Origin of the sequence: Neobacillus sp. D3-1R (assembly GCF_052180215.1) — a bacterium.
GTDB lineage: Bacteria > Bacillota > Bacilli > Bacillales > Cytobacillaceae > Pseudoneobacillus.
Window position 1 is genome coordinate 3,599,576 of sequence record NZ_CP197471.1, and the last position, 24,209, is coordinate 3,623,784.

Consider the following 24,209-nt stretch of genomic DNA (forward strand, 5'->3'; position numbering starts at 1 on the left):
AGGATTGCGATGAGAAACGTTGTCATACATAAAATTGTTAAATTTATTTTCACCGAGGATCAATTAAAAAGCTATTGGAAAAAGCTTGGAGAGGATTTAGATTTTACTTCCTTATCAAATGATCAATTGATCTCTCTAGCAAAAAGGATGTTTGAAAACGCTTCACATAGTCAACTGGAGCAGCATTTAGCTAATGGAGTTTGGAGGACGAAAGAGGATGAAACAGGAAAACTATTAGCTGAGGATGATTCAAAAGAAGATGTACATATTGAGCTCATTGATACTTCAGAAGATGGCGGACCATCCCAAAAAGTAATTATTGACCGTTTTATGAAGATTGATTGTTCTTCCTGTGGGTTTACTTTCTATGTTCAAAATTTAGAGACAGACCCCGCACAATTAAACTGTCCAAAATGTGACAGCAAAGTAAATTAATACGAAACCAAAACAGACAGAAAAAATGGTTCAGTTGCCCTTCGAGGAACTTATAGGAATCTCAACTATAATTGAACATAGCATTCACATCTACCTAGAAGGAAGAAATATAAATTACTTTTCTTCCCTAAAACAAGGAGGGAACATCGGTGCACGAAACAGCCGTTCATGAAGTTTCAAACTTTCAATATTATGCAGCTATTGTCGTCTTTCTAGTTGCTTATGCTTTTATTATTTCAGAAAAAATCAACCGCGCCATTATTGCCTTACTAGGCGCTGGTTTAATGATAGCCTTAGGTATTGTAGATTTAGAAAAAGCGTTTACCCATCATATTGAATGGGGAACCATTACCCTTTTAATTGGAATGATGATTCTTGTAGGAATCACGAGTAAATCGGGGGTTTTCCAATACTTCGCAATTAAAGCAGCGAAAGCAGCAAAAGGGAAGCCTATAAATATTTTAATTATGCTTTCACTGTTAACTGCAGTAGCATCAGCTTTTCTTGATAATGTAACAACCGTTTTACTAATTGTTCCTGTTACCTTTTCGATTACAAGAATGTTAAATGTTAATCCTGTTCCTTTCCTAATTTCAGAAGTTTTATTCTCCAATATCGGAGGAACAGCTACCTTAATTGGGGACCCTCCAAACATTATGATTGGTTCCGCTAATAAACACTTAACATTTAACATGTTTTTAACCAATTTAGCACCAGTTATTATCGTTATCATGATTGTTACTGCAGTGATTCTTTATTTCATTTACAGAAAACAGCTGGTAGCTGATCAGAAGCTTATTGATAAACTAATGAATTTAAATGAAAACGACTATATTAAAGACCGTGTTTTAATGAAGAAGTCACTAATCGTTCTTGGTCTTACCATTTTAGGTTTTATTACACACTCCATTACTCATGTAGATGCAGCAGTCATTGCTATGCTTGGTGCTACTTTACTCATGTTAATTGGTGTAAAAGAACATGATTTAGAAGAAGTATTTGCTTCAGTTGAATGGATCACCATCTTCTTCTTCGCCGGTTTATTCACCTTGGTAGGTGGGTTAGTTGATATCGGTCTTATTAAGACCCTTGCACAAAAGGCTCTTGAAGTAACAGGTGGGGATATTACGACTGCCTCTTATTTAATCTTATGGATATCTGGAATTGCTTCCGCTACGATTGACAATATTCCTTTTGTAGCGACTATGATTCCTCTCATCCAGGACATGGCTGTTGGAATGGGATTAACACCTGATGCACCTCAAATTGATGTTCTTTGGTGGTCACTAGCTCTTGGCGCCTGTCTTGGTGGTAACGGAACTTTAATCGGAGCATCTGCCAATGTTATCGTTGCAGGAATTGCTTCACGTGAAGGAAATGGATTTAGTTACATGCAGTTCCTAAAAGTTGGTGCCCCATTAACGTTAGTATCATTGATTATTTCGCATTTTTATATCTTTTTACGATACTTATAAATTTGGTTGTACAAGCTACTTGAGTTAAAAAGGATAGATAAGCTATTCATAGCTTATCTATCCTTTTTTTGCTCTACAGATTACTCACACTTGAACTTTTCGTTTGCTTCAATTCATTTTTTACGCCACTTTCTTTAAAGAGTATTTTTAAAAGCGGTGGGGTAACTAACGTCGTTACTAGAATGACAATGATAAGAACAGTAAATAAGGAAGACTCTATGATCCCCTGTTCTAGCCCTAATGCGGCTAAAATTAAGGCAACCTCACCACGGGATATCATTCCGGCGCCTACACGAAAAGAACTTTTCCACTGATATCCAGCTAACCTTGCCCCCAAACCACTTCCCACTAACTTCGTAAGAATGGCTAATAAACTTAATGGAATAATCAACCAAACTTGATCTCCTAATCCATCCAATTGGGCATTAAACCCAATGCTGACAAAAAACACAGGAACAAAGAAGGAGTAACTAACCACTTCTGTTTTTTCCATAATGGAGTGTCCATAGGAAGTGCGTCCTATAGCAATTCCAGCCAAATAAGCTCCGATAATGGCAGCCACTCCAGTAGATTCAGCAAAATAAGCAAACGCCAAACATAGAATAATTGCTGCCCCAATTGGTGCTTGAGGTACCTTCATTTCAGCAAGCCTTGCCATTAGCCAAGGGACGCCTTTCCAAGCGATAAGGATAGCGATTGAAAAGAAAACTACTTTTTTCAGGATAACCATTGTTAAACTTACATCTCCACCCATTAAGCTCATGAGGAAGGCAAGAAGGACAATGACAACTATGTCATCTAATACAGCTGCTCCTAGAATAGCCATCCCTTCTTTTGATTTAAGCCTCCCCATTTCTCGAAGTGCCTGCACGGTAATGCTTACACTCGTTGCGGTTAAAACTAAACCAAAAAATAATGAATCCCATATCCCTAATCCGAGCCAAACTCCAGATAAATATCCACCTGCAAAAGGAAGGATAATTCCTCCCACCCCTACAAAAGTGGCAGCTTTAGCACCTTTCTTGAACTCTCTTAAATCTGTCTCTAAACCGGCTAGAAACATTAATAAAATAACTCCAAGTGTACTTAATTCTTGAATCATCTCTGTATTTTCTACCCAACCTAAAAGGGCAGGACCTATTAAGATTCCAATAATTAATTGACCTAAAACAGAAGGTTGACCTAACTTTACACTTAGATTTCCGGCGAGCTTTGCCGAAATTAAAATAATAGCTAATTGAAAAATAAACATTATGTTCCCCAACTCCTTAAATCCTGTATTTCATCCGTTGTTCGAATCATGCTTGTCTTTTGTTCGATGGTAGGTTTAATGACGGGCTGTGGGTTAAATGTTTTTCCGATGAACCATGACAGGAGAGAAATAATGAGGAGCAATAGTATTCCAACAATGGAAGTCCTTCTTTTCCATTTTTTAATTCTTGTTATTAACTCTTTTTCACCACCATGGGACATAAAACTTTCTTTAGGGATTCGATAATCAAGCTTCCAAGGATTCGTTTTCTCCAATCTAATCTTTACAGATTTACAATGTGCACAGTTATCCAGATGATCTTTAACAAACGTTGCTGTTTCTTTCTTTAACATGCCCTCCAGATAAAGAGGAAGCAAATCCTGCACGATATCACATGGTTTCTTCATGTCGTATCACCTCTTCTTCATATAACTCTTTGAACTTTTGTTTTGCCCGATATAAAAGAACTTTTGTCGTTTGAGGGGTTTTATTTAAGATTTGAGCAATTTCCCGATGAGTTAGACCTTCAATTTCCTTAAAAACAAGAACATCACGGTAATCTTCAGGAAGCTTGAGAAAAACGGCTTGAATTTCGTTTCTGGATTGATTTTGGATGGAAATTCGTTGGGGATTTTGGGAATCATCTCCGTGGAGATCGATGTCTTCCGTTATAGAATATAATTTTTGATCTCTAACCCATGAACGTACTTTATTTCGATATACATTCCTTGCAATTTGCAATAGCCATGTTTTTAAAGAGGACTGTTCCTTAAAACGATGAATCGATTTTACAGCTTGATAAAACGTTTCCTGAGTCAATTCTTCACTTTCCTCCGGCGAACCTGTTACCTTTAGAAAATAGGAAAAGACAATCCCTTTATTCTTTTTATAAAAATCAGTTAAATCATCAATTAAAGAATTCCGCTTCCGTTCTTTACCCCAAAACAAATCCAAAAACTTCAAGAGAACGTCCCCCCTTTCCCTTAACTATGTAGTAACATTCATCCGTAAAAGGTTACACTAAAAATGAAAAAACCTTTTAAGAAAAGTTCATACTCTTCTTAAAAGGGACTTTATTTAACAGGAAATTTATAATGCATTCCTTGAACAATTAATACGGCATGCTCCAAATGAAGTGTGAGTGGATTTTTCATACCTTGAAAAAATGGAAAATTATAAATCCTATCCTTTTCTATTTGGAAATCAATCTTTGGCTCTTTACTCCAATGCTTATCATTTTTATCAAATAGGTTAAAGCTGAGTTGGTATAAACCAACTTTTGAAATATCATCTAATTGCTGATAATAGACAAAAATCCGTTCATTTGTTATCTCAGCTCTATCAATGTAAAAATGAATACCATTCACCGTTATTTTTTTCTGAATAGATGTTTCGCCATGTTCATTTAACTGAATTTCAAATGGCTCCGGTTGATAAAAAACAGCAAAATTAGGCATTTCAATACCCACTATTTCTGTATTTTTCTCGATGCCTGACAGGGTCCAAGATTCATCATTCATGTTATGGGCAGCGGAACCCATATTTTCTTTCCGATGTAAAATATGATTATTGGTTAAATCCATGGCTACCAAATGATTAGGCCAATAAATATCTTCTTTTACATAATCAATCTTAGGATTATCCCATGTATAGCGATACTTAAATAAACTCTCATCCTCATTAAACTCTTTAGTCAAAATATCAATCTTTACTCCAGATTTTTTCATAATGGCTTCTCTCGGTGGAGAAAGTGATTCAAATTCTTCATCTAGCTGGACTAATTCCTGGTCTTCCTTTAGTTTTTCCTCTTCAGCTTTTTCTTGGCCCATTAGCCAGCTTCCGGCCATAAAAAGGATCATCATTCCAGCGATGATACTACCAACGATGAAACTTAATTTTTTTAGTCGTTTTATAAAAGATGGCTGTCCTTCCACCTGATCCCTATTTACTATGTAAAGATTAGATTGCCTAGAAGCATTGACAGTAGATTTTAGCTCCATCCATTCTTTTTGACACAACTTACATGTTTGTAAGTGTTCATCAATGATTTTTTTTACTTCTTCCACTACCGCATCATCAATATATAGAGGAAGTAGTTCCTTAATAAGCAAATGATTTTTTTCGCTCATTTCCTTCACTCTCCCCTAGATATACTGGCTCATATGGAACAGGAGATTTATTTTTTTAACTTTAATACAGCCATTGTACATCTAGATATGCAAATCATTTGTTCCGCTTCATCCACTATTTTAATATCCCAAACCTGAGTTGTTTTTCCTTGGTGTAAAACAGTGGCAATCGCTGTCACTACCCCATCTCGCTTTCCTCGGACATGATTAGCATTAATTTCAAGACCTGCTACAGCCTCTGTTTCTTTATCTACTAGTTCATACGCGCCAACGCTTGCAACTGTTTCAGCTAAGGCTACAGAAGCCCCACCGTGTAAAAGTCCAAATGGCTGTCTCGTGCGTTCATCCACCGGCATAGTAGCTATGACTTTCCCCTTTTCCAAAGTGGTGATTTTGATTCCAAGTGTTTCAATTAATGTTTTTTGAAGATTCATTTTCATATCCCCTTATCATCATTTTAGCTTCAACAGTGAGGTAAAACTGTTAAAGAATGGCATCTTTAACCTTATTATAAAGGGAAAAACTATATATGTCCTTTTCAAAGTGGACACGTTATAAATACTGAGGTGAATAATGATGAATATTCGTGAAGGTTTAATTCCAACTGTACTTGGAACAGCCGTAACGGCTACTGGGTATGCTCTAAAACAAAATCGAAAAGTCGATAAGATGATTTCTAATACCATTTTCGGTTTTGGTTTAGCTCACATTGTCTTAGGTGCAATTGACTTATTTGAACATCGAGATCAATATTAATCTTTACAACACAACCATTTACAAAGTAGACGGCAGCAAAAACTTGCTGCCGTTTATTTTTTATATCGCTTGTTTAACCTTGTTACCATTTGGATCTTGTTGTTTCTTAAAAAACCATTTCATCATAGGTGGAGTCACAATGGTCGTGACTAAAATGACCACCACAAGCACGGCAAACATATCTTGAGTAAGCAAATTAGCTTCAATTCCAATGGCCGCTATAATGAGTGCTACTTCTCCCCTTGATACCATGGCTGAGCCTATTCCTAATGAGCTATTCCAATTAAATCCAGCCATTTTCGCCCCAACAGATGCTCCAATCAGCTTTGTTAAAATGGCAACAATACTTAATATCACAATTAAGCCTAAATGCTCCGAAATACCACCAAACTCAGCAGATACCCCAATGGAAGTAAAAAAGACAGGTACAAAAACGGAATAACTAATGGTTTCAACCTTTTCAAATACTTCATGTTTGAAGTTCGTTAAACTGATGGCTACACCTGCTATATATGCTCCGATAATGGCCGCCACTCCAGTGTATTCTGCCAAGTAGGCAAAAACAAAACAAACGATTAAAGCAGAGGATATGACCGTTTCTGTCACTTTTAAAGATGAAAATCTTGTTAAAAATATAGGAACTATTTTCCACCCTACAAGTAAAGCGCCTGCAAAGAATAATACTTTCTTCAAGATAACCATCGTTAAATTAACATCGCCGCCAGCAAAGCTCATGAGGAATGCTAAAGCAATAATAACAACAACATCATCAATAACTGCTGCTCCTAAAATAGTTGCCCCTTCTCGTGACTGTAATTGATTCATTTCTTTCAGTGCTTGAACAGATATACTTACACTTGTTGCGGAAAGCAATAAACCTAGAAACATCGATTGAATACCAGTTAGACCTAGCATCAAACCAGTAGCATAACCAAGTAATAAAGGAACGGCAATACCACCTAATCCAACAAGAGTAGAGGCTTTCCCCGTTTTTTTAAATTCATCAATATCGGTTTCCAAACCTGCAATAAACATGAGCAAAATGACACCAATTTGACTGAATTCAGCTAATGTTTCTGTTTCCTCAATTAGTCCCAATACTGAGGGGCCTAAAACAATTCCTATTAACAACTTCCCAAGAACAGAAGGTTGGCCTAATCTAACACTTATGCTCCCGGCAATTTTTGCAGCCACTAAAATAATGGCTAACTCTAAAATCAACATATTTTCCACCCCTTAATATTTATCTTTTGTAAAACATGAAAAAAAAACACAAAAAGCCTGTCACCAAGGCATACTACTCCCTTGGTGACAGGCTCCTCCAGAAAAAAATATAATTTCATATCTGTGTTTAATAGTTATTTACGATGGAGATGATAAAAAGTTTCATTTTTTTATAAAAAACTTCTTATATTCCATGACTTTTCATCATCTCCATTTTCTTCTTTCTTCGTCGAATCGTGATTTTTAAAACAATCATAAATAAAACAATGAGACCTAAAATAATCAGTAATTCCTTTCCGTAATGCATGATCAATTCCATGTTGTCACCAAACCAAAAACCTAATGTAAAGGTAATACATAACCAAATAAATGAGCCAAAGTACGCGAATAAGGCAAAAGTACGAAAAGGAAGCTTACTAAATCCATATAAAAAGGGGACAAAATTTCGAACTCCTGGAAGAAAATAACTGATGGATAAAGAAAGGGCATGATGCTTTTCAATTAAATGAAAAGATTGATCAATTAGTTGAGCGTATCTTTTTCTTTTCTCTAAAATACCAATAAGTGGTCTGCCTATATATTTTCCCAAAAGGTAACAAGAGGTTAAGGCTGCAAGAATTCCTGCATAAAAAACAAAAAATGCAATCAAAGGATTAAGTACTTTTTGAGAGGTTGCCATCCCTACTGTCATACTTAATACTTCATTTGGAATGGGCAGACCAAATATGCCTAGCCACACCCAGAAAAATAAACCAATGTATCCATGGGCTTCAATAAACTGTAATAATTGTTCCAATTCCATTAGAGGACCACCTCTTTGAATGTTAAAAGTCCAATCAATTTGACCATAAGATGATTTATTGAACCCTTTCTTTATTCTAATACTATAATCCGTCTACCTAATTTTGACAATTATTATCCTATAGGTAAACGAAAAGATTTTCCTTTATTCTTTATATTTATTAAAACATCTAGTTGTTACATTCCTATAAAGAATCATTTATTCCAGATTCTATTTTTAATCCCCAAAAAAAAGAAAAAGCTATCCCACCTGAGATAGCCGAAATCACTCGTTTAAACATAATTCCATTGATGGTGTCGCGTTTTTTAATAGTAGTAAGGCATTCCACCATAGAATGGTGCATATCCAGGAAAAGCTGGATATGGCGGATAAAATGGGTATGGTCTAAAAAAAGGATACAGAAGTGCTCCACCTAATAATCCTCCTAGTACTCCTCCCAGAAATGGAGCTCCAAAAAAGAATCTACTCTCGTTCCCATATGGGTTTCTATAATACATTCAGGTTTACCTCCTTATCATATAAACAGTAGCCTACTCTACTTTTTATGCGAGGAGAGCCTTTTTGGAGTGGGCCATTGTCCTAAACCATGGCACCAAACCAAAAAAAAGCCCCCATAAGGGAGCTTAAAAAAGTTACTCAATAAGACCAGCTTTCTTTAAAATCTCTGCTAAAACTTCTTTCTTTTCACTGCTTAATGCACGAGCAGGAGGAAGAACGGTCGTTGAAATATTCATTCCTCTTAATCGAGTAGCCTCTTTTACTACATTTACAAATGGAGAATCGAGTTTATACATTAAAGGCAAATAGGCCAGCCTTCTATGAAGCTCAATGGCCTTATCATAGTCTTTTTCCTGGAACGCACGGTAAATTCCGATCGTCAATTCAGGTGCGAAGTTTCCGCTGGCAGAAATAACCCCATCTCCACCTAGCGCTAATGTATTAAATAAATGGTCATCGAATCCGGCTAACACAGAGAAGTGAGGATATTTTTCTTTTACTTTTAAAATCATTTCGCGAATATGACCAGCCGTATCCACTGTTTCTTTAATCCCCACAATGTTTGGATGTTTTTCTACTAATTGAAGAACAAATTCAGGGCTAACATCCTGTCCCGTTAAGTTTGGAAAATTATAAAGTAAAATTGGTAATTCCGTGTTTTCAGCGATTTCACCAAAATGATCAAGCAGATTACTTTCTGTCAAATTCCAATAATAAGGGTTAATGATAACAACACCGTCTGCACCAATTTCCTTTGCATGTTTGTTCAATTCAATGATCTCTCTTGTACCTGTGCCTCCCGTTCCAATTAATACGGGAACACGTTTATTGACGTATTGGGTAGCAAATTCGGCAACTTCCTTTCGTTCTGCTACCGACATTTGACTAAATTCCCCGCCACTTCCTAGAAAAAAGAGCCCATTTACACCTGCTTCAATTAAAAAGTCGATTAATTGTCCCATTCCTGTTCTATCTAATTGCAAGGATTCATCAAATATCGTTGAAACAGGTGGAATAACACCACAAAATTGATTGACCATTTTAAGTCACCTATCCCTTTCCTTTATCCTTCGCACCCCTACATTAACCTAAAATATATAAAAGTGGAGTAATGGTTAAAATACTAAAGATTGTCGTAATAAATGTAATGCTGGAAACAAGTTCAGGTTCCGCATCAAATTGTAAGGCATATAAAGTTGTCGTCGCTGCTGAAGGCATTGCTGCAGAAACAATTAATACCTTCTCAAGCAATGGGTCCATCTGAAAGAAATACACAATACCTGCAGCTAATAGCGGGGAAACAAATAAGCGAACCACTACACCGTAAGCAATTTTATCCCACTTAAATTGTTTTAATTTGATTTCAGCTAACTGCATTCCTAAGACGATCATAATGACTGGGATCGTCACATCCGCTACTAGACTGATAGCAGAAGTAGCTGTTTCAGGCAGCTTAATATCAAACCATTGAAATAGCAGCGCTACTATAACCGCATATGTTGGTGGCATTTCAAGAACAGATTTTATGGCCGTTTTGATTCCTGCTTGCCCTCTTGCTGCATAATAAACGCCAAAAAAATTCATCATGATGGCATGAAGAACTAATATGGAAACAGAGTAGTGGAATCCCATCTCCCCATAGGCAAACAAAATAATCGGTGCCCCGTAATTTCCCGAGTTCATAAATACCGTTGATAAAATAAGACCGCTTTCCAAACTTTCCGATTGCTTCGTCAGTCGGGAATAGATCTTATTTATAAAAATTAATAAAAATAAGAGAATAAAAGAGAAAACCACCATGTTCATATATTGAATATTTAAATCTGTTTCATAAAAGGTCCGAAAAACCATTGCAGGAGTAGCAACATACAAGGATAAAGTTGAAATCGAACGAATATCTAGCTTCTTCCACTTTTGAAGCCCGTACCCTGATGCAAAGATCACGAGTACGGGCAATACAACTTGAATAAATATTTTCATATTATCTTACCATTCAGCTACAGAACCGTCTTTATGTCTCCAAACTGGATTTTTCCAATTATGTCCTACTTCAGCCATTTTACGAACATATTCTTCATTTACTTCGATTCCTAATCCAGGGTTTTTCGGCATTTTCACTAATCCATCTTCGTATTCGAATACAGAACGGTCTTTGATATAGTCTAATAAGTCATTGCCTTTATTGTAATGAATGCCAAGGCTTTGCTCTTGGATAAAGGCATTATGCGAAACAGCATCAACCTGCAAGCATGCTGCTAGGGCAATTGGTCCAAGTGGACAATGTGGAGCTAACGCTACGTCATAGGCTTCTGCCATGGCAGCAATCTTTCTTACCTCAGTGATACCGCCTGCATGTGAAAGGTCTGGCTGAATAATATCCACATATCCATCTGATAATAACGTTTTGAAATCCCAACGAGAGAACATTCTTTCTCCTGTCGCAATCGGGATATTGGTATGATTCGCAATTTCTCTTAAGGCTTCATTATTTTCTGATAGAACTGGTTCCTCAATAAACATTGGACGGAATGCTTCTAACTCTTTTGCTAGGATTTTGGCCATTGGTTTATGTACTCTTCCGTGGAAGTCTATCCCAATCCCAAAATCCTTCCCACCTATTTCGCGAACAGCTGCAATTCGGGCAACTGCTTGGTCAATTTTTTCATAAGAATCAATATATTGAAGCTCCTCTGTTGCATTCATTTTGACTGCAGTAAATCCTGCTTCCTTCGCACTCTTAGCAGCATCTGCAACATCATTCGGTCGATCACCGCCGATCCAGCTGTATACACGGATGGCATCACGAACGGGGCCACCAAGTAAATCATAAATAGGAGCATTGTGATACTTACCTTTAATATCCCAAAGAGCTTGGTCAATTCCTGAGATCGCACTCATTAGGATTGGACCTCCACGGTAAAAGCCTGCACGGTACATCACTTGCCAATGATCCTCGATTTTCAGAGGATCTTTTCCAATAATATAATCGCTTAATTCTTTCACTGCAGCTTCTACAGTAGCGGCTCTTCCTTCAACGACTGGTTCTCCCCAGCCAGTAATTCCTTCATCTGTTTCAATTTTTAAAAATAGCCATCTTGGCGGAACGATAAACGTTTCTAATTTAGTTATTTTCATGCCGAATGTCTCTCCTAACGTGCGCTTTTAATTAATGACACAAATTTTTGTGCTGTTTCAGTTAGTATTTCAAATCGGTTTTCTTCAATAGCTTGTTTATTTAAAAGTGTTCCTCCGACTCCGACTGCTACTGCTCCGTTTTTAATGAATTCGGTAACATTATCTAAAGAAACACCACCTGTAGGCATCATTGGGATATGACCTAGTGGCCCTTTTAATTCTCTAATATAATTGGGTCCAACTGAACTAGCTGGGAAAATTTTCAGAATATCAGCACCTGCCTGATAGGCTTTGACGATTTCAGTCGGTGTCATGACCCCAGGAATAGAAATTTTGCCATATCTTAAAGTCATTTCAATCGTTTTCTCATCTACAATCGGAGAGAAAATAAAGTCTGACCCAGCATCGATAGCTGCTTTAGCTGTCTCTGCATCTAAAACCGTACCAGCACCAACAAGAACTCTTGCTCCGAATTCTTGTTTAATTTTGTCAATCATCGAAAAAACACCTGGAGTGTCTACTGTAATTTCAAGCGCACCAACACCGCCGTTAACAAGAGCTTCTGCTATTTGTGCAATCTTTTCTGCTTTTGGTCTGCGAATAACGGCTACCAATCCAGAATCCGTTAATCGTTGGATATTTGTTAATTTTTCCATTTAGGAACACCTCTTTATCTTTTTACATCCTGGCCATCTTTCTGGCCATTTAGCATTTGTTCAACCTCTTCACTACTTGGAAGACCTTCAACGTCTCCGTTTACACCTACAACAATGGCACCAACCGCATTTCCTCTTCTAACGGCTTGGGAAGTAGGTTCATTACGTAGAATTCCGCTAATAACTCCAGCTGCAAAGCCATCACCAGCGCCTACTGGATCCACAATTTGTGTGACCTGGAAGCCTTCCACATAACCTTTATCGTCACCAGATTCGAAATAAGCTCCTTTTTCTCCAAGCTTGATGATAACTGTTTTATTTTGTCCAAAAGATAATGCTTCTGCAATTTCCTCTGGCGTTTTCTTACCAGTCATTAATTCCCCTTCATCCATACCCGGAAGAATTATGTCGGCTTCTTTCGCAATTTGAATTAGAATGTCCTTAGCCTCTTCTTTACTCCAGAGTTTAAGACGAATATTGGGGTCGAAGACAATTTTCACATTGTGTTTCTTAGCAATTTCAATTGCTTTGAATATGGCTTTTCTACATGATGCACTCAATGCCGGGGTAATTCCAGTTAGATGAAGAATTTTGGCACTAGCCATATACTCTTCATCTAAATCTTCCTCTGATAATAAACTGGCAGCTGAATTTTTCCGATAATAAAAGACTCGAATATCGGTTGAAGATCTTTTTTCTTTAAAAAACAGTCCAGTAGGGGCTTCATCCGTATACTTACAGCGTGATGTGTCTATTCCTTCCCCTCTAACAAACTTATGAATGTATCTTCCAAATGGGTCATTTCCCAGTTTACTAAACCAGCCAACCTTGTGGCCTAATCTTTGTAACCCTATAGCAACATTGGATTCTGCTCCACCTATTTGCTTTAAAAATTTATGGTTATACTCCAAAGGCAGCATTTGTTCAGGATTAAATAGAACCATTGTTTCGCCAAAGGTGACTACATCTAATTTTTCCAAGAGTTTTTCCTCCAAGCTAGCGTCAATGTTGTATGAATAAAAGAGAAAACCTATTCATTAAGAGAATAGGTTTGGAATAACAAGAGCAATCCATGGGACAAATAACATAATAACTAGCCCAACGATTAGGATTAAAACGAAAGGTAATATAGCTTTCGAAACCTTTTCAATGGATAACCCTGATATACCGGAGGCTACGAAAAGGTTTACCCCTAATGGTGGTGTCATCATTCCAATTTCAGCTCCAACAACTAGTAAAATACCAAAATGGATTGGGTTTACACCTAACTGCGTAAGAACTGGTAAGAATAATGGTGCTAAAATGATAATAATCGAAAGTGTTTCCATAAACGTTCCGACAAATAGGATAAGTGCAGTGATTAATAATAGAACGATGTACTTATTATCAGACACACCTAAAATGATCTCTGCTAATTTGTTAGGAATTTGGTACATTGTAACTAGTTTCCCAAAACCAGTTGCTGTACCAAGGATAATCATAACGGATCCTGTAATCATTGCAGATGAAATGAGCGTCTTTGGAATGTCTTTCCACTTTAACTCTTTATATACAAACAACCCTACGACAAATCCATAAACAACGGCAATAACAGCTGATTCAGTTGGAGTGAAAACTCCACTATAAATACCACCAAGAATAATAACTGGGGCCATTAAAGCCCAAAAAGCATCTTTTGTAGCCTTTGCCAATCTCTTAAAGCTGAATTTTTGCCCAGTTCCTTTATAACCGCGTTTTTTAGCCATAAAATAGATTAATATAACCATTAAAATAGCTAGAAAAATACCTGGAACAAATCCTGCTAAGAACATGTCTCCAATCGAAACACCTGTTACTACTCCGTAAATAATCATTGGAATGGATGGAGGAATAACGATTCCTAAACCGCCACCAGAACCTGCTACTGCTGAAGCAAAGTCTTTACTATATCCTCTGGCAACCATTGCTGGAATCATAATAGAACCAATCGCAGCAACCGTCGCTGGGCTTGACCCTGAAATTGCAGCAAAGATGGCACTAGCTAAGATCGTAACGATACCAAATCCACCTGTAATATTCCCCATCATTTCTTGGGCTACATTAATGATTCTTTTTGAAAGACCACCTGTCTCCATCAAAGCTCCTGCTAAAATGAAGAATGGTACAGCCATTAATGGAAAAGAGTCAACAGCTGTAAAGGACTGCTGGGCAATAAAAGATGCTGGCACACCACCAACAAACAGAGCAGAAACGGTAGCAATTCCAATGGAAAATGCGATTGGAACTCCTATTAGTAAGCAAAGAATTAATACAATACCTAAAACTAATGGTGCTGACAACATATGATCACCCCTCTATTGCCCGTTGTAATTTTTCTTCATCCGTTAATTCATCAGTACCACGGAATCTTGCTACTATACCTTGTAAAACACGAATTGCTATTAGAGCGAACCCGATTGGTATAATTGAATATACAAACCCCATTGGTAATTGCACGGCTGGGGATAATTGTCCATGTTCAGTAACCATTAAAACCATTTCATATCCATAAAAAGCAACATAAAGGGTGAAACCAACCCAAAGTAAATCTGCTAGTAAGCCAAACCATTTCGAAACGGCTCTTGGTAAAAGAGTATCAATTACTTCAACGCGAATATGGCGTCGATGTTTTGCTGCCATTGCAGCTGAAAAATAAACTAACCAAACGAATACATATCGTGAAATTTCTTCTGACCAACCTAGAGAAAGATTAAAAATAAAACGTGATAACACTTGTGCGAATGTTAATAGAACCATTGACGCAAATAAAACGACTACTACTGACTCTTCAAAATAACGATCAATCTTTTTTAATACCGACATTTTTTTTCCTCCTTAAAAGGAACGGATATTACTTTTTTATGTGTTGTGTTGTTTCGTTTCCCAAAATATTTTTTTGGTAAAAAGGGGGGACCTGAAGAATATCTCTTCATAGCCCCCACTTCCTTCAATTATTACTTGCTTGCATCTTCAACAGCTTTTTTAACTTTTTCTACTGTATCTTTACCAATCTTATCAACGAATGGCTCAACTGCTTTGTCAGTAATAGTTTTCATTTCTGCACGAGCTTCTGGAGTTACTTCTGTTACAGTCATACCAGTTGCTTTTAAATCTTCAAGATATTTTGTGTTTGCTTCACGGTTTAATTGACGCTCATAGTCACCAGCTTCTTGAGCTGCTTTCACTAAAATATCTTGCTCTTCTTTTGAAGAATCATCCCAGAACATTTTGCTTAATAACACTACGAATGGGCTGTATACATGGTGAGTTGTAGATAAATATTTTTGAACTTCATTAAATTTTTGTAGGTAAATGGTTGCTACAGGGTTTTCTTGACCATCAATTGTTCCTTGTTGCATAGCCGTAAATACTTCAGCAAATGCCATAGGAGTTGGGTTTGCACCTAATTCTCTGAACGCAGCAAGGTGAAGTTGGTTTTCCATTGTACGGATCTTTAGATTTTTGAAATCTGCAGCAGTTGCTACAGCAACTTTATCGTTTGTTAAATCACGGAATCCATTTTCCCAATAAGCAAGTCCAACCATACCTTGAGCAGGTAATTTCTCAAGTAATTCTTTTGCTACATCGCTTTCTAATAATACTTTGTCTGCCACTTCTTCACTTGGGAAAAGGAAAGGAATGTCATAAACAGAGAACTCAGGAACGAAGTTAGCGATTGGTGCTGTTGATGGAATTGTCATTTGTTGTGTTCCTAATTGTAATGCTTCCATCATTGCACGGTCGTCACCTAATTGGCTGCTATGGTATGTTTCAACTGTAATAGAGCCGTTTGTTTCTTTTTCAACGATTTCTTTAAACTTTAATAATGCTAAGTATTGAGGATGCTTGTCATTAAGACCGATACCTGCACGAATAACTCTTGCTTTACCTGAACCTTTTTTCTCACTGTCTGCAGCTTTATCTTCTGTGTTACCACAAGCAGCTAAAACTGAAGTGAATAATGCTACCACCATGAATATTGATAATAACTTCTTAAACATGTTTTGTGTCCCCCTTAGACTTTTTAAAATTTATTGAAGGAATACGCTTACATTTAAAGCGAATTCTTCTATCCAAAATTAGGATGATGCTTGTCCTTGTTTTCTGGTAGATTTCCTGCCAGCAAGGTAGGCTGAAACCGGTGAATTCGTGATTCTATCTCGGTATCTTGTTCTTGAATCTTTTGAATAAGCAGTTCTGCTGCTCTATTTCCCATGTCAAAGGTTGGCTGGGAAAACAGTGTAAGTGTCGGTTCTAAAATCGTTACAAAAGGGATGTCATCGAATCCAACGACCGCCAGTTGATCTGGAATCGTTAGCCCGTTTTCTTTTGCAAACTTCAGAACTTCAAATAATGTTAAATCATTCGCTGCAATGATGGCTGTAGGCGGCTCAGGTTCTGAAAACATTTCCTTTAGTCCATATTTGAGCAATTCCACATTCATGCTTTTAATAAAATTTTCATTCACCGGTAGCTGCAGATCCTCAAGCGCTTTTTTGTAGCCCTCAATTCTTTCAATCCTCGGTGTGATTCTTCTTTCCACAGGAGGGGTAACGATTCCAATTCGCGTATGACCACGGTCAAAAAGGTGTTGTACCGCTAATTTTGAAGCGTTTACATTGTCCAGTAAAAAAACATCAATATCCACACCTTCGACGATCCTGTCGACAAACACAACTGGATAATTCTGCTTTACCATAGACTGATAAAGATCAAGATTACCACCAGTAGGAAAAATCACTAAACCATCCACCTGCTTCGCTAAAAGCATGTGCACATAGTTTTCTTCTTTTGTAGGATTGTCATCTGCATTGCAAACTATGACATGAAAATCATTTTCTCTGCATGTATCCTCAATTGCACGAATCACTTGCGTTGAAAAAGAATGAAGGATATTTGAAACAATCACTCCGATTGTAGAAGTTCGTTTTTGCTTTAAACTTCTGGCAACAATATTTGGCTGATAACCTAATTGTTCAATTGCCTGCTCAATTCGCAGTTTTGTTTCTTCCCCCATATAATCAAAACGCTTGTTTAGGTATTGCGAAACGGTACTTTTTGAAACCCCTGCAAATTTCGCTACATCGGAAATGGTTATTCTTTTCATTGTTTCCTCCACCATACTAAAACGGTTTACTAAAACGGTTTACTAAACCGGTTTATGAACATAGTATAATAGAATCTGAAAACCCTTTCAATAGCTTTTTACTATTTTTTTATTTTTTTATTTTGGTAGTTTTTTACTGTTGATAGTTTCAGATTTCAAATAGTCTTTCTAAATTAAAAATAAAATGCCAGTTTCCCAATGCTTACTAGCAACGAGAAACTGGCTTTGAATATGATTATTTTATTGGTTCAAATCTTTCAACAAATAATGCTAATGTTCTTGTCATAACTCCGGTTGCACCAGACGGACCTAGATCAGAATCCTTTTTAGCTGTAGCCGTTCCAGCAATATCAAGATGAACCCATGGAGTGTCCTCTGCGAATTCTCCAATAAATGCTGCACCCATGATCGCATGACCGTCTCGACCCGGTGAGTTATTTAGATCAGCTATTTTACTGCCTCTCACACGTTCTTTGTCTTTTTCAAAAATAGGTAAGCGCCACATTTGCTCACCAGCTTCAACTGCAGATTCTAACACCTGTTCAAATAACTCTTCGTGGTTCGTCAAAGCACCTGTTGTATCATTTCCTAGTGCGACAATCACTCCGCCTGTTAATGTTGCCACATCCACAATATAATTAGCTCCATGATGCTTTGCGTACGTTACCGCATCCGCTAAAGCTAAACGCCCTTCTGCATCCGTATTTAGTACTTCAATCGTTTTACCACTCATGGAAGTAATGACATCATCTGGTTTAAAGGCATTTCCGCTGACCATGTTGTCAGTCGAAGGAATAACCATAACCACGTTTTGTTCTGGCTTTAATTCACCAATGACTTCCATGGCACCTAAAACAGCTGCGGCACCGCCCATATCTGTTTTCATGCCTACAATTCCATCTTTAGGTTTTAAAGAGTATCCACCTGTATCAAACGTGATCCCCTTTCCAACAAGGGCAATCACATCTTCCCAATTTTCTTTACCTTGGTATTTTAAGACGATCATTTTTGGAGGTTCAACGGATCCTTGGTTGACTGCTAGCAACGCACCCATTCCAAGTTTTTCCATATCCTCTTTTTCCAAAATTTCTACTTCAAAATCGTATTTTTCTCCTAAAGACTTCGCATAATTTGCTAGATCTGTTGCGGTAAGCATATTTCCTGGAAGGTTAACCAATTCACGAGCTGAGTTTGTGGCTTTTCCATATGTATATCCAACTGTTAAAGCAGCCTCGATCTCAGTTTGGTCCATTCCACCTAATACGGTAAGTTGTTCAATCTTCTTTTCAGGTTCATTTGAGCTTTGTTTGTAGCCTTTAAAACGGTAAGTTGATAAAGCAAAAGATTCACTCAAGGCATGGGCAACATCATTTTCCTCAAACAAGTCAGATTTAAAAGAATCAAGCAATACAGTAGTTTCTTGTAATTTTTGATCTTGAATCGTTTGAAACACTTTACCAAAAGCTTCTTTTAATGTTTCAAAGTCAAAGCCATTTTCTTTTCCTAAACCAACAAAAAAGAGTCTTTTCGGGCCGATTTTTCCAAAGGTATGTACTTTTGAAATAGCCTTTTTCTTAGCTGAAATATCACCGCTTTTAACTAATTGTGTTAAATGTCCATCTAGTAACTGATCAAGTTCAGCTAAATACCCTTCAAACTTAACAGGTTTCTCCACTAAGCCAATTATTAAACTTTCTTGCTCTGTAGAAAAATCCCATTCCACTTTAACAGAAAACATAAACTCCGCCCCTTTTTTTCTATATGTATTCAATTTATTATATCGAAATGTTTCGATTATTTCGAGTAGCTAATCATCAAGATTCATAAATAATCTTGGCAGCTTCGGCAAAAAAGGGACCTCTTCATAAGGCACTCTATCCATGTCCTTAGGAAAAATTTTTAGACATTCCTCAATAAAAGCCATTACAGGTTCTAATGATAGCCCCCAATGATGCGGCCGATAATGTTGAAGGTAATTATGAGCAACTTCCATCATCGCCCTTGCTCCCTTCACGTTTCCGTATTCATAATGATAGTTCGACACACTCATTTGCAGAAGTCCTTTTAAAAACAGGTTACCTCTATCCGTTAGCCACATCTCCTCTAATAGGTCATGGCATGTATAATAATCCCCCTCATTAAAGTGAACAAAGAATTCGTAATATTCAATTGGATATTCCGCCATACTCTTCACCCTTTGGGAAATGATTTGCACTATTATTATATTCCCTTTATGATATTAATAAGAAATTTTTAGCTTATGTGATACGGATAAAGTACTTTTTTTGCTCTGTATTGATGAGTTTTGTTACTCATCGCTTATAAAATACTTTTTTCACACCATCTTGTTGAAGGTGGGCTGGTTTATAAAAAGGTGGTTTTTAAAATGGATTTATTAACAAATTTCCCTCTTTGGTCATCAATAGCAGCAATCTTTTTTGCTCAGTTCGTGAAGGTACCTATTCAATTTATCGCTACCAGAAAATTTGACTGGTCCTTATTGACGAGTACTGGTGGTATGCCCAGCTCTCATTCTGCTGCTGTGACTGCACTATCAACAGGTGTTGCCCTCGAAACGGGACTAGATTCAGCTGTTTTTGCTGTCTCTGCCGTTTTTGCGATTATTACGATGTTTGATGCAACAGGTGTTAGAAGGCAAGCCGGGGAACAAGCCATTGTATTAAATCAACTAGTAAGTGATTTTACCAAGTTTGTTAATGAAGCAAAGGGCTGGCAGGAGAAACCTGAACAAGTAAAAAGAAAAGAGTTAAAAGAATTATTAGGCCATAAACCCATTGAAGTTTTCTTTGGAGGATTAACTGGTATCATCTTAACTCTTATGATTCATTTAATCATTTCATAAATGATAAAAGGGATTCCTAGACGGGAATCCCTTCTTTATTCTTTTTCGGTTGTTATATATTGCTGACGGAATACCTGCATTGCTTTATTTTCATTTAAGGTAATTAGATCTTCTTCTGTTAGGTGACCGTCACCTAATTCGACGATATACACATTTACTGTTTTCTTTCCCCAATGGTTATAAACGTCATCAACAGATTCGTAAAATAAATCCAACTTATTACCCTTTATAGCTCCACCCTTATCAGCTACGACACCATAGCCATAACCAGGAATAAAAAGGATAGTCCCTATTGGAAATACATTTAAGTCCGCTGCGATTGTTGAATATAAATCTCTTTTAACCTTTACACCTGAATAGGTAATGCCATAGCTCGGGTTATCTGGATTTTTTCCTGTTGATTCGTATCCAGCTGTATATCCTGTTGCTACAACTGTTTTAGACGGATATTTAGACCAGTTAATAGCCTCTTCTAACTTTGGAGGTGGACCCGCTACGGCCTCCGTTGAAGAGATTTGAGATTGATATCCGATTTTTTGTAAGCTTTTAAATGCTAAACCTAAACTTTTAAATGTATGTAAAAAATAAGACCCAGTATGATCAATGTCACTTTTTTCTTGATAATTGGTATAGGCATATGAAATAAGCGATTTAGCCTCTACACCAGAAATGGTTTGAAATGTAGTAAATAACGCAAATACAAATAGAATGGTCATCATCATTCTTCGTGTTAAATGGTTTAATTTTATCATCTAGTTTTTCACTCCTCCCAAAGTATTCATTTCCCATTTGGGAGGTAATTATACACAGCAAGGTAAGTTTTCAGAAAATTACGGACAAATCGTTACTTAAATTTACGAGATTAGTGTAAAAATAAAAACGATAAAAAAACCTACTCCCAAGATGAATAATTCCATCAAAGGAGTAGGTTTTTTTAACGTCTGTTTCCGTATAGATTGAGTTTTCGTAAAAATCCAGTTTTAGAAAAGAGCCGATTTAAAACATTTGGTATCCATTTTTACGCAATAGGTTAATGGTAACACCAGCAATAATAGCTCCCGCTAGTCCACTGCATAAAATTAATAAATCTGCGGTAGCTAAAGATAGAATTCTTTCACCTAAATCACTAAATGCTTGTTTAGTATTGGTGAAGTATTCAATGAATCTTACTTTATCAACAATAAATACGGTTATTAAAGGATAGATAAATGTCATAATCCAAGACATTCTTAACAACATATTTAATAAAAAGCCGATTCCAAAAAATAAAACAAAAAATAATAGCATTGAAATAATAACAACCCATATTGGCATCGTTTTAGTCCCTCCTCATTAAAAAAGCGCAAGGGCCTTGACAGCCCCGACAAGCAAATGTTCTCAAACACAAGAAGTCTGCTTTTTGACTTCTTGCGTTTGAGGTTATTTGACTCGAGGGGCTAGGCCCTGGAGCTAGATTGCAAAAACAATTTTCTTAGTTTTTTTCATTCCTAAACAAACACAAATTAAGTGTACTTAATGTAGAAAAAGGAGTCAATCCACATGGATTTTATTTTTCACAAAAAAAAGACTGCCTTTTCTTAATCAAGGCAGTCAAGTTAGTCTTCTATTCCTTGCGCTTTCCAGATCCTCCACAGCATGAACAAGTTTCTGAACCTCCTAGTACTAGTTGAAAATACCCTTTACCTGAGCAATAAACGCATTCCTTATTATCAACTGTTTGACTTTTCATCCCTGTCATCTCCTTAAGAAGAAATATAATTGAATTTTCTGATAATATATCAAGGATTTCGAAAAAAGGAAAGGAGCATTTTCGCTTAAAAAAGTCTATTGTAAACGCATACAAGTACTATTTTCTTAATATTTCTAATCGTTACTCATTTTTTTAGAAAATTATAAAAATAATTTATAGGAACTATATCCGAACTGATCACCTGGATTTATCCCTTCAATAACAGGTGATATTTTTTGAGGTTGAACATCCAATAAGTATTTTAACAAGACCGAAGAGCTCTCCTCATTGATCAATGTTTCGGGATTTACAAATTTCGCTTCAAACAATTCATATTCTTGTGTCGTCACTATGCCTTCTCCGTTTGGTTCAAGTAAAAAAATAAGCATATTGTCACTGATTTCTTCTTTTATAACTCCCGTTCTTAACCCGATTAATCCTTTGTTTACACAATTTATTCCTGTTTCTTCTTTTACTTCACGAATAACGGCTTCATCTGCCGTTTCATTCCCCTCCACAAATCCTGCAGGAAGGGACCACATACCTTTTAGTCCGCCGTATTTTTTTTTGACGACAAGCCATTCCCCATTTTTATTAATCACAAGTCCTGAAACACCTAACCAAACGTCCCCACGTTTACTCTTCACCATTTATTTCCCCCCAGTTTGAAAATGTTGTTTTATTTTATTATACAAAAAAACTGAATCGACTTCGTCGATCCAGTTTTTATATATTATAGGAGATTAAATTTACCTTTTTTCAGCATAAGTGAAGGTCCGCCGATCATTAGAAGTGCGCGGTTATCAACCACTTTCTTCATGAATGATGCTTTTGACCCGAATAATTTTTTACCATAAACGACTCCAATGGCATCGTCTTCACCTAATGAACAAACTGTACCTTTAATATCAGGTTTGAAAGACTCAAGTTCGCCTTTTTCTCGAATAAGCGCCCCGATATTACGTGCACAAACTTCACCTTGCTGCATCGCAATTTGTGCAGTTGGTGGGTATGGTCGATTGATTTCTTCATTAATAACTAGAGAGCTGTCACCGATGATAAAGATATTATCATGTCCAGGTGCTCTTAAATCTGGCTGAACTTTTACACGGCCGCGCATTGCTTCAAAACCAGACTTTTCAATAACTGAGTTTCCGCGCACACCTGCTGCCCAAATAACTGTACCTGCTTTAATTTCTAGTACTTCTTCTTCACCCTTTGCAACAAGGATTCCATCAGGAGTACACTCTTTAATAGCCGTTCCTAGCATAAATTCTACACCTTTACGCTCTAATTGAGCCACTGCGTAGGTTACTAAGTCTGGGTCAAATCCTGGAAGGACCATTGGGGCTGCTTCTACACAAACCACACGTACCTTATGGAAATCTAAATCATATTCATGACAAAGCTCAGGAATGCGATTTGTTAACTCTCCTAAAAATTCAATACCTGTAAAGCCAGCTCCACCAACAACAATTGTTAAACGCTCATCACGCTTTTCTTCATCATTATTGTAATTAGCAAATTGATATTCAATATGTTCACGAATTTGACGGGCAGAATTCACATTCACAATCGAAAAAGCATGTTCTTTTAAGCCTTTAATACCAAATGTTTCAGGCTCTCCACCAAGAGCTACCACTAAGTAATCATATGAAACTTCACTATTCTCTAAAATAACTAATTTTTCTTCTATTTTAATTTCAACTACAGAATCTTGAACAAAATTCACTTTACTGCGATCAATAACATCGCGAATATCATAACGAACACGGTCATGATGCAAAGTACCAGCTGATGCTTCATGTAACCAAGTCGTTTCGTAATGATAATCATGTTTATTTACGAGGACTATATCTGCTTCATTAACTCCAATTAATTTTTGTAAACGGGTTGTTGTCATTAGACCACCGTAACCGGCACCTAATACCACTATTCTTGGTTTTCTCAAAGTGATCACTTCCACCTTTTGTATGATTTTTTAATACAGGGCTTTTTATTATCTTCCACTGCTTTAAAGGTTTTTATTTTTTATCTAGAGAAAAAGTTTGTGATAACCTTCACTAAGCTAGTCACAAAAAAGACCTTAAAATGTCACATAATCTTAACATTTATTCCTAACATCCATAT

The 24,209-nt window shown here is 36.8% G+C and carries 28 protein-coding genes; 4 read left to right on the forward strand and 24 right to left on the reverse strand.

Annotated elements, in window-relative coordinates; translation table 11 throughout:
• The first annotated feature begins 9 nt into the window (after window positions 1-9).
• Complete coding sequence (locus ACSBPO_RS18495; RefSeq protein ID WP_442595872.1) at window positions 10-435, forward strand: hypothetical protein; 426 nt, start codon at window positions 10-12, stop codon at window positions 433-435.
• 149 nt (window positions 436-584) lie between these two features.
• Window positions 585-1,910 carry an ArsB/NhaD family transporter gene (locus ACSBPO_RS18500; protein ID WP_442595874.1) on the forward strand — a complete coding sequence of 442 codons (1,326 nt, stop codon included), beginning with the start codon at window positions 585-587 and terminating at the stop codon, window positions 1,908-1,910.
• A 73-nt stretch (window positions 1,911-1,983) separates the two neighbouring features.
• Here the strand turns inward: ACSBPO_RS18500 and ACSBPO_RS18505 are convergent, their stop codons facing one another.
• From ACSBPO_RS18505 to ACSBPO_RS18525, 5 genes are all read right to left on the reverse strand, one after another.
• Entirely contained in the window at window positions 1,984-3,162 is a 1,179-nt protein-coding gene (locus tag ACSBPO_RS18505) for a cation:proton antiporter (protein ID WP_442595876.1), read from the reverse strand.
• Window positions 3,162-3,569 carry a zf-HC2 domain-containing protein gene (locus ACSBPO_RS18510; RefSeq protein ID WP_442595878.1) on the reverse strand — a complete coding sequence of 136 codons (408 nt, stop codon included), beginning with the start codon at window positions 3,567-3,569 and terminating at the stop codon, window positions 3,162-3,164. The genes ACSBPO_RS18505 and ACSBPO_RS18510 overlap by 1 nt, the downstream gene beginning before the upstream one ends.
• The gene (locus ACSBPO_RS18515; protein ID WP_442595880.1) at window positions 3,553-4,125 is read right to left on the reverse strand and encodes an RNA polymerase sigma factor; all 573 of its coding nucleotides are present in this window, start codon (window positions 4,123-4,125) and stop codon (window positions 3,553-3,555) included. The genes ACSBPO_RS18510 and ACSBPO_RS18515 overlap by 17 nt, the downstream gene beginning before the upstream one ends.
• A 110-nt stretch (window positions 4,126-4,235) precedes the next feature.
• The gene (locus ACSBPO_RS18520) at window positions 4,236-5,291 is read right to left on the reverse strand and encodes a zf-HC2 domain-containing protein (protein WP_442595882.1); all 1,056 of its coding nucleotides are present in this window, start codon (window positions 5,289-5,291) and stop codon (window positions 4,236-4,238) included.
• Between the two features lie 47 nt (window positions 5,292-5,338).
• The gene (locus ACSBPO_RS18525; RefSeq protein WP_442595884.1) at window positions 5,339-5,725 is read right to left on the reverse strand and encodes a hotdog fold thioesterase; all 387 of its coding nucleotides are present in this window, start codon (window positions 5,723-5,725) and stop codon (window positions 5,339-5,341) included.
• Window positions 5,726-5,867: 142 nt separating this feature from the next.
• Here ACSBPO_RS18525 and ACSBPO_RS18530 point away from each other — a divergent pair, with 142 nt between their 5' ends.
• Window positions 5,868-6,047, forward strand: a complete 180-nt coding sequence (locus ACSBPO_RS18530) for an asparagine synthase (protein WP_442595886.1) — start codon at window positions 5,868-5,870, stop codon at window positions 6,045-6,047.
• 60 nt (window positions 6,048-6,107) lie between these two features.
• Here ACSBPO_RS18530 and ACSBPO_RS18535 read toward each other — a convergent pair whose 3' ends face one another.
• The 14 genes from ACSBPO_RS18535 to ACSBPO_RS18600 form a co-directional block, all read right to left on the reverse strand.
• Complete coding sequence (locus ACSBPO_RS18535; protein ID WP_442595888.1) at window positions 6,108-7,271, reverse strand: cation:proton antiporter; 1,164 nt, start codon at window positions 7,269-7,271, stop codon at window positions 6,108-6,110.
• A gap of 184 nt (window positions 7,272-7,455) precedes the next feature.
• Complete coding sequence (locus ACSBPO_RS18540) at window positions 7,456-8,073, reverse strand: DedA family protein (RefSeq protein ID WP_442595890.1); 618 nt, start codon at window positions 8,071-8,073, stop codon at window positions 7,456-7,458.
• A gap of 305 nt (window positions 8,074-8,378) precedes the next feature.
• Window positions 8,379-8,570 carry a hypothetical protein gene (locus ACSBPO_RS18545; protein ID WP_442595892.1) on the reverse strand — a complete coding sequence of 64 codons (192 nt, stop codon included), beginning with the start codon at window positions 8,568-8,570 and terminating at the stop codon, window positions 8,379-8,381.
• A 135-nt stretch (window positions 8,571-8,705) separates the two neighbouring features.
• Window positions 8,706-9,611: a dihydrodipicolinate synthase family protein gene (locus tag ACSBPO_RS18550; protein ID WP_442595894.1), complete on the reverse strand. Its 906-nt coding sequence runs from the start codon at window positions 9,609-9,611 to the stop codon at window positions 8,706-8,708.
• A 43-nt stretch (window positions 9,612-9,654) separates the two neighbouring features.
• Window positions 9,655-10,551 (reverse strand): AEC family transporter, encoded by an 897-nt coding sequence (locus ACSBPO_RS18555; RefSeq protein WP_442595896.1) that lies wholly within the window; start codon window positions 10,549-10,551, stop codon window positions 9,655-9,657.
• A 6-nt stretch (window positions 10,552-10,557) separates the two neighbouring features.
• Window positions 10,558-11,706, reverse strand: a complete 1,149-nt coding sequence (dgoD, locus tag ACSBPO_RS18560) for a galactonate dehydratase (protein ID WP_442595898.1) — start codon at window positions 11,704-11,706, stop codon at window positions 10,558-10,560.
• A 14-nt stretch (window positions 11,707-11,720) separates the two neighbouring features.
• On the reverse strand, window positions 11,721-12,362 hold the full coding sequence (locus ACSBPO_RS18565; protein WP_442595900.1) for a bifunctional 4-hydroxy-2-oxoglutarate aldolase/2-dehydro-3-deoxy-phosphogluconate aldolase: 642 nt from the start codon (window positions 12,360-12,362) through the stop codon (window positions 11,721-11,723).
• A gap of 14 nt (window positions 12,363-12,376) precedes the next feature.
• Window positions 12,377-13,342 (reverse strand): sugar kinase, encoded by a 966-nt coding sequence (locus ACSBPO_RS18570; protein WP_442595902.1) that lies wholly within the window; start codon window positions 13,340-13,342, stop codon window positions 12,377-12,379.
• A 57-nt stretch (window positions 13,343-13,399) separates the two neighbouring features.
• On the reverse strand, window positions 13,400-14,683 hold the full coding sequence (locus ACSBPO_RS18575) for a TRAP transporter large permease (RefSeq protein ID WP_442595904.1): 1,284 nt from the start codon (window positions 14,681-14,683) through the stop codon (window positions 13,400-13,402).
• 4 nt (window positions 14,684-14,687) lie between these two features.
• Entirely contained in the window at window positions 14,688-15,203 is a 516-nt protein-coding gene (locus ACSBPO_RS18580) for a TRAP transporter small permease (RefSeq protein ID WP_442595906.1), read from the reverse strand.
• Between the two features lie 131 nt (window positions 15,204-15,334).
• Window positions 15,335-16,381 (reverse strand): TRAP transporter substrate-binding protein, encoded by a 1,047-nt coding sequence (locus tag ACSBPO_RS18585; protein WP_442595908.1) that lies wholly within the window; start codon window positions 16,379-16,381, stop codon window positions 15,335-15,337.
• Between the two features lie 68 nt (window positions 16,382-16,449).
• Window positions 16,450-17,487 carry a LacI family DNA-binding transcriptional regulator gene (locus tag ACSBPO_RS18590; protein ID WP_442595910.1) on the reverse strand — a complete coding sequence of 346 codons (1,038 nt, stop codon included), beginning with the start codon at window positions 17,485-17,487 and terminating at the stop codon, window positions 16,450-16,452.
• Between the two features lie 235 nt (window positions 17,488-17,722).
• Window positions 17,723-19,225, reverse strand: a complete 1,503-nt coding sequence (locus tag ACSBPO_RS18595) for a leucyl aminopeptidase (RefSeq protein WP_442595912.1) — start codon at window positions 19,223-19,225, stop codon at window positions 17,723-17,725.
• Between the two features lie 69 nt (window positions 19,226-19,294).
• Window positions 19,295-19,672 carry a DUF309 domain-containing protein gene (locus tag ACSBPO_RS18600; RefSeq protein WP_442595914.1) on the reverse strand — a complete coding sequence of 126 codons (378 nt, stop codon included), beginning with the start codon at window positions 19,670-19,672 and terminating at the stop codon, window positions 19,295-19,297.
• A gap of 201 nt (window positions 19,673-19,873) precedes the next feature.
• Between ACSBPO_RS18600 and ACSBPO_RS18605 the strand changes: the two genes are divergently transcribed.
• The gene (locus ACSBPO_RS18605; RefSeq protein WP_442595916.1) at window positions 19,874-20,350 is read left to right on the forward strand and encodes a divergent PAP2 family protein; all 477 of its coding nucleotides are present in this window, start codon (window positions 19,874-19,876) and stop codon (window positions 20,348-20,350) included.
• A 35-nt stretch (window positions 20,351-20,385) separates the two neighbouring features.
• Here ACSBPO_RS18605 and ACSBPO_RS18610 read toward each other — a convergent pair whose 3' ends face one another.
• The 5 genes from ACSBPO_RS18610 to ACSBPO_RS18630 form a co-directional block, all read right to left on the reverse strand.
• A complete protein-coding gene (locus tag ACSBPO_RS18610) occupies window positions 20,386-21,102 on the reverse strand; it encodes a 3D domain-containing protein (protein WP_442595918.1) in 717 nt (238 codons plus the stop codon).
• A 244-nt stretch (window positions 21,103-21,346) separates the two neighbouring features.
• Window positions 21,347-21,664 carry a YuiB family protein gene (locus ACSBPO_RS18615; RefSeq protein WP_442595920.1) on the reverse strand — a complete coding sequence of 106 codons (318 nt, stop codon included), beginning with the start codon at window positions 21,662-21,664 and terminating at the stop codon, window positions 21,347-21,349.
• Between the two features lie 289 nt (window positions 21,665-21,953).
• Entirely contained in the window at window positions 21,954-22,079 is a 126-nt protein-coding gene (locus tag ACSBPO_RS18620) for a YuiA family protein (RefSeq protein ID WP_442595922.1), read from the reverse strand.
• A gap of 161 nt (window positions 22,080-22,240) precedes the next feature.
• Window positions 22,241-22,729: an NUDIX domain-containing protein gene (locus tag ACSBPO_RS18625; protein WP_442595924.1), complete on the reverse strand. Its 489-nt coding sequence runs from the start codon at window positions 22,727-22,729 to the stop codon at window positions 22,241-22,243.
• A gap of 83 nt (window positions 22,730-22,812) precedes the next feature.
• Window positions 22,813-24,039 carry an NAD(P)/FAD-dependent oxidoreductase gene (locus tag ACSBPO_RS18630; protein WP_442595926.1) on the reverse strand — a complete coding sequence of 409 codons (1,227 nt, stop codon included), beginning with the start codon at window positions 24,037-24,039 and terminating at the stop codon, window positions 22,813-22,815.
• Window positions 24,040-24,209: the final 170 nt, after the last annotated feature.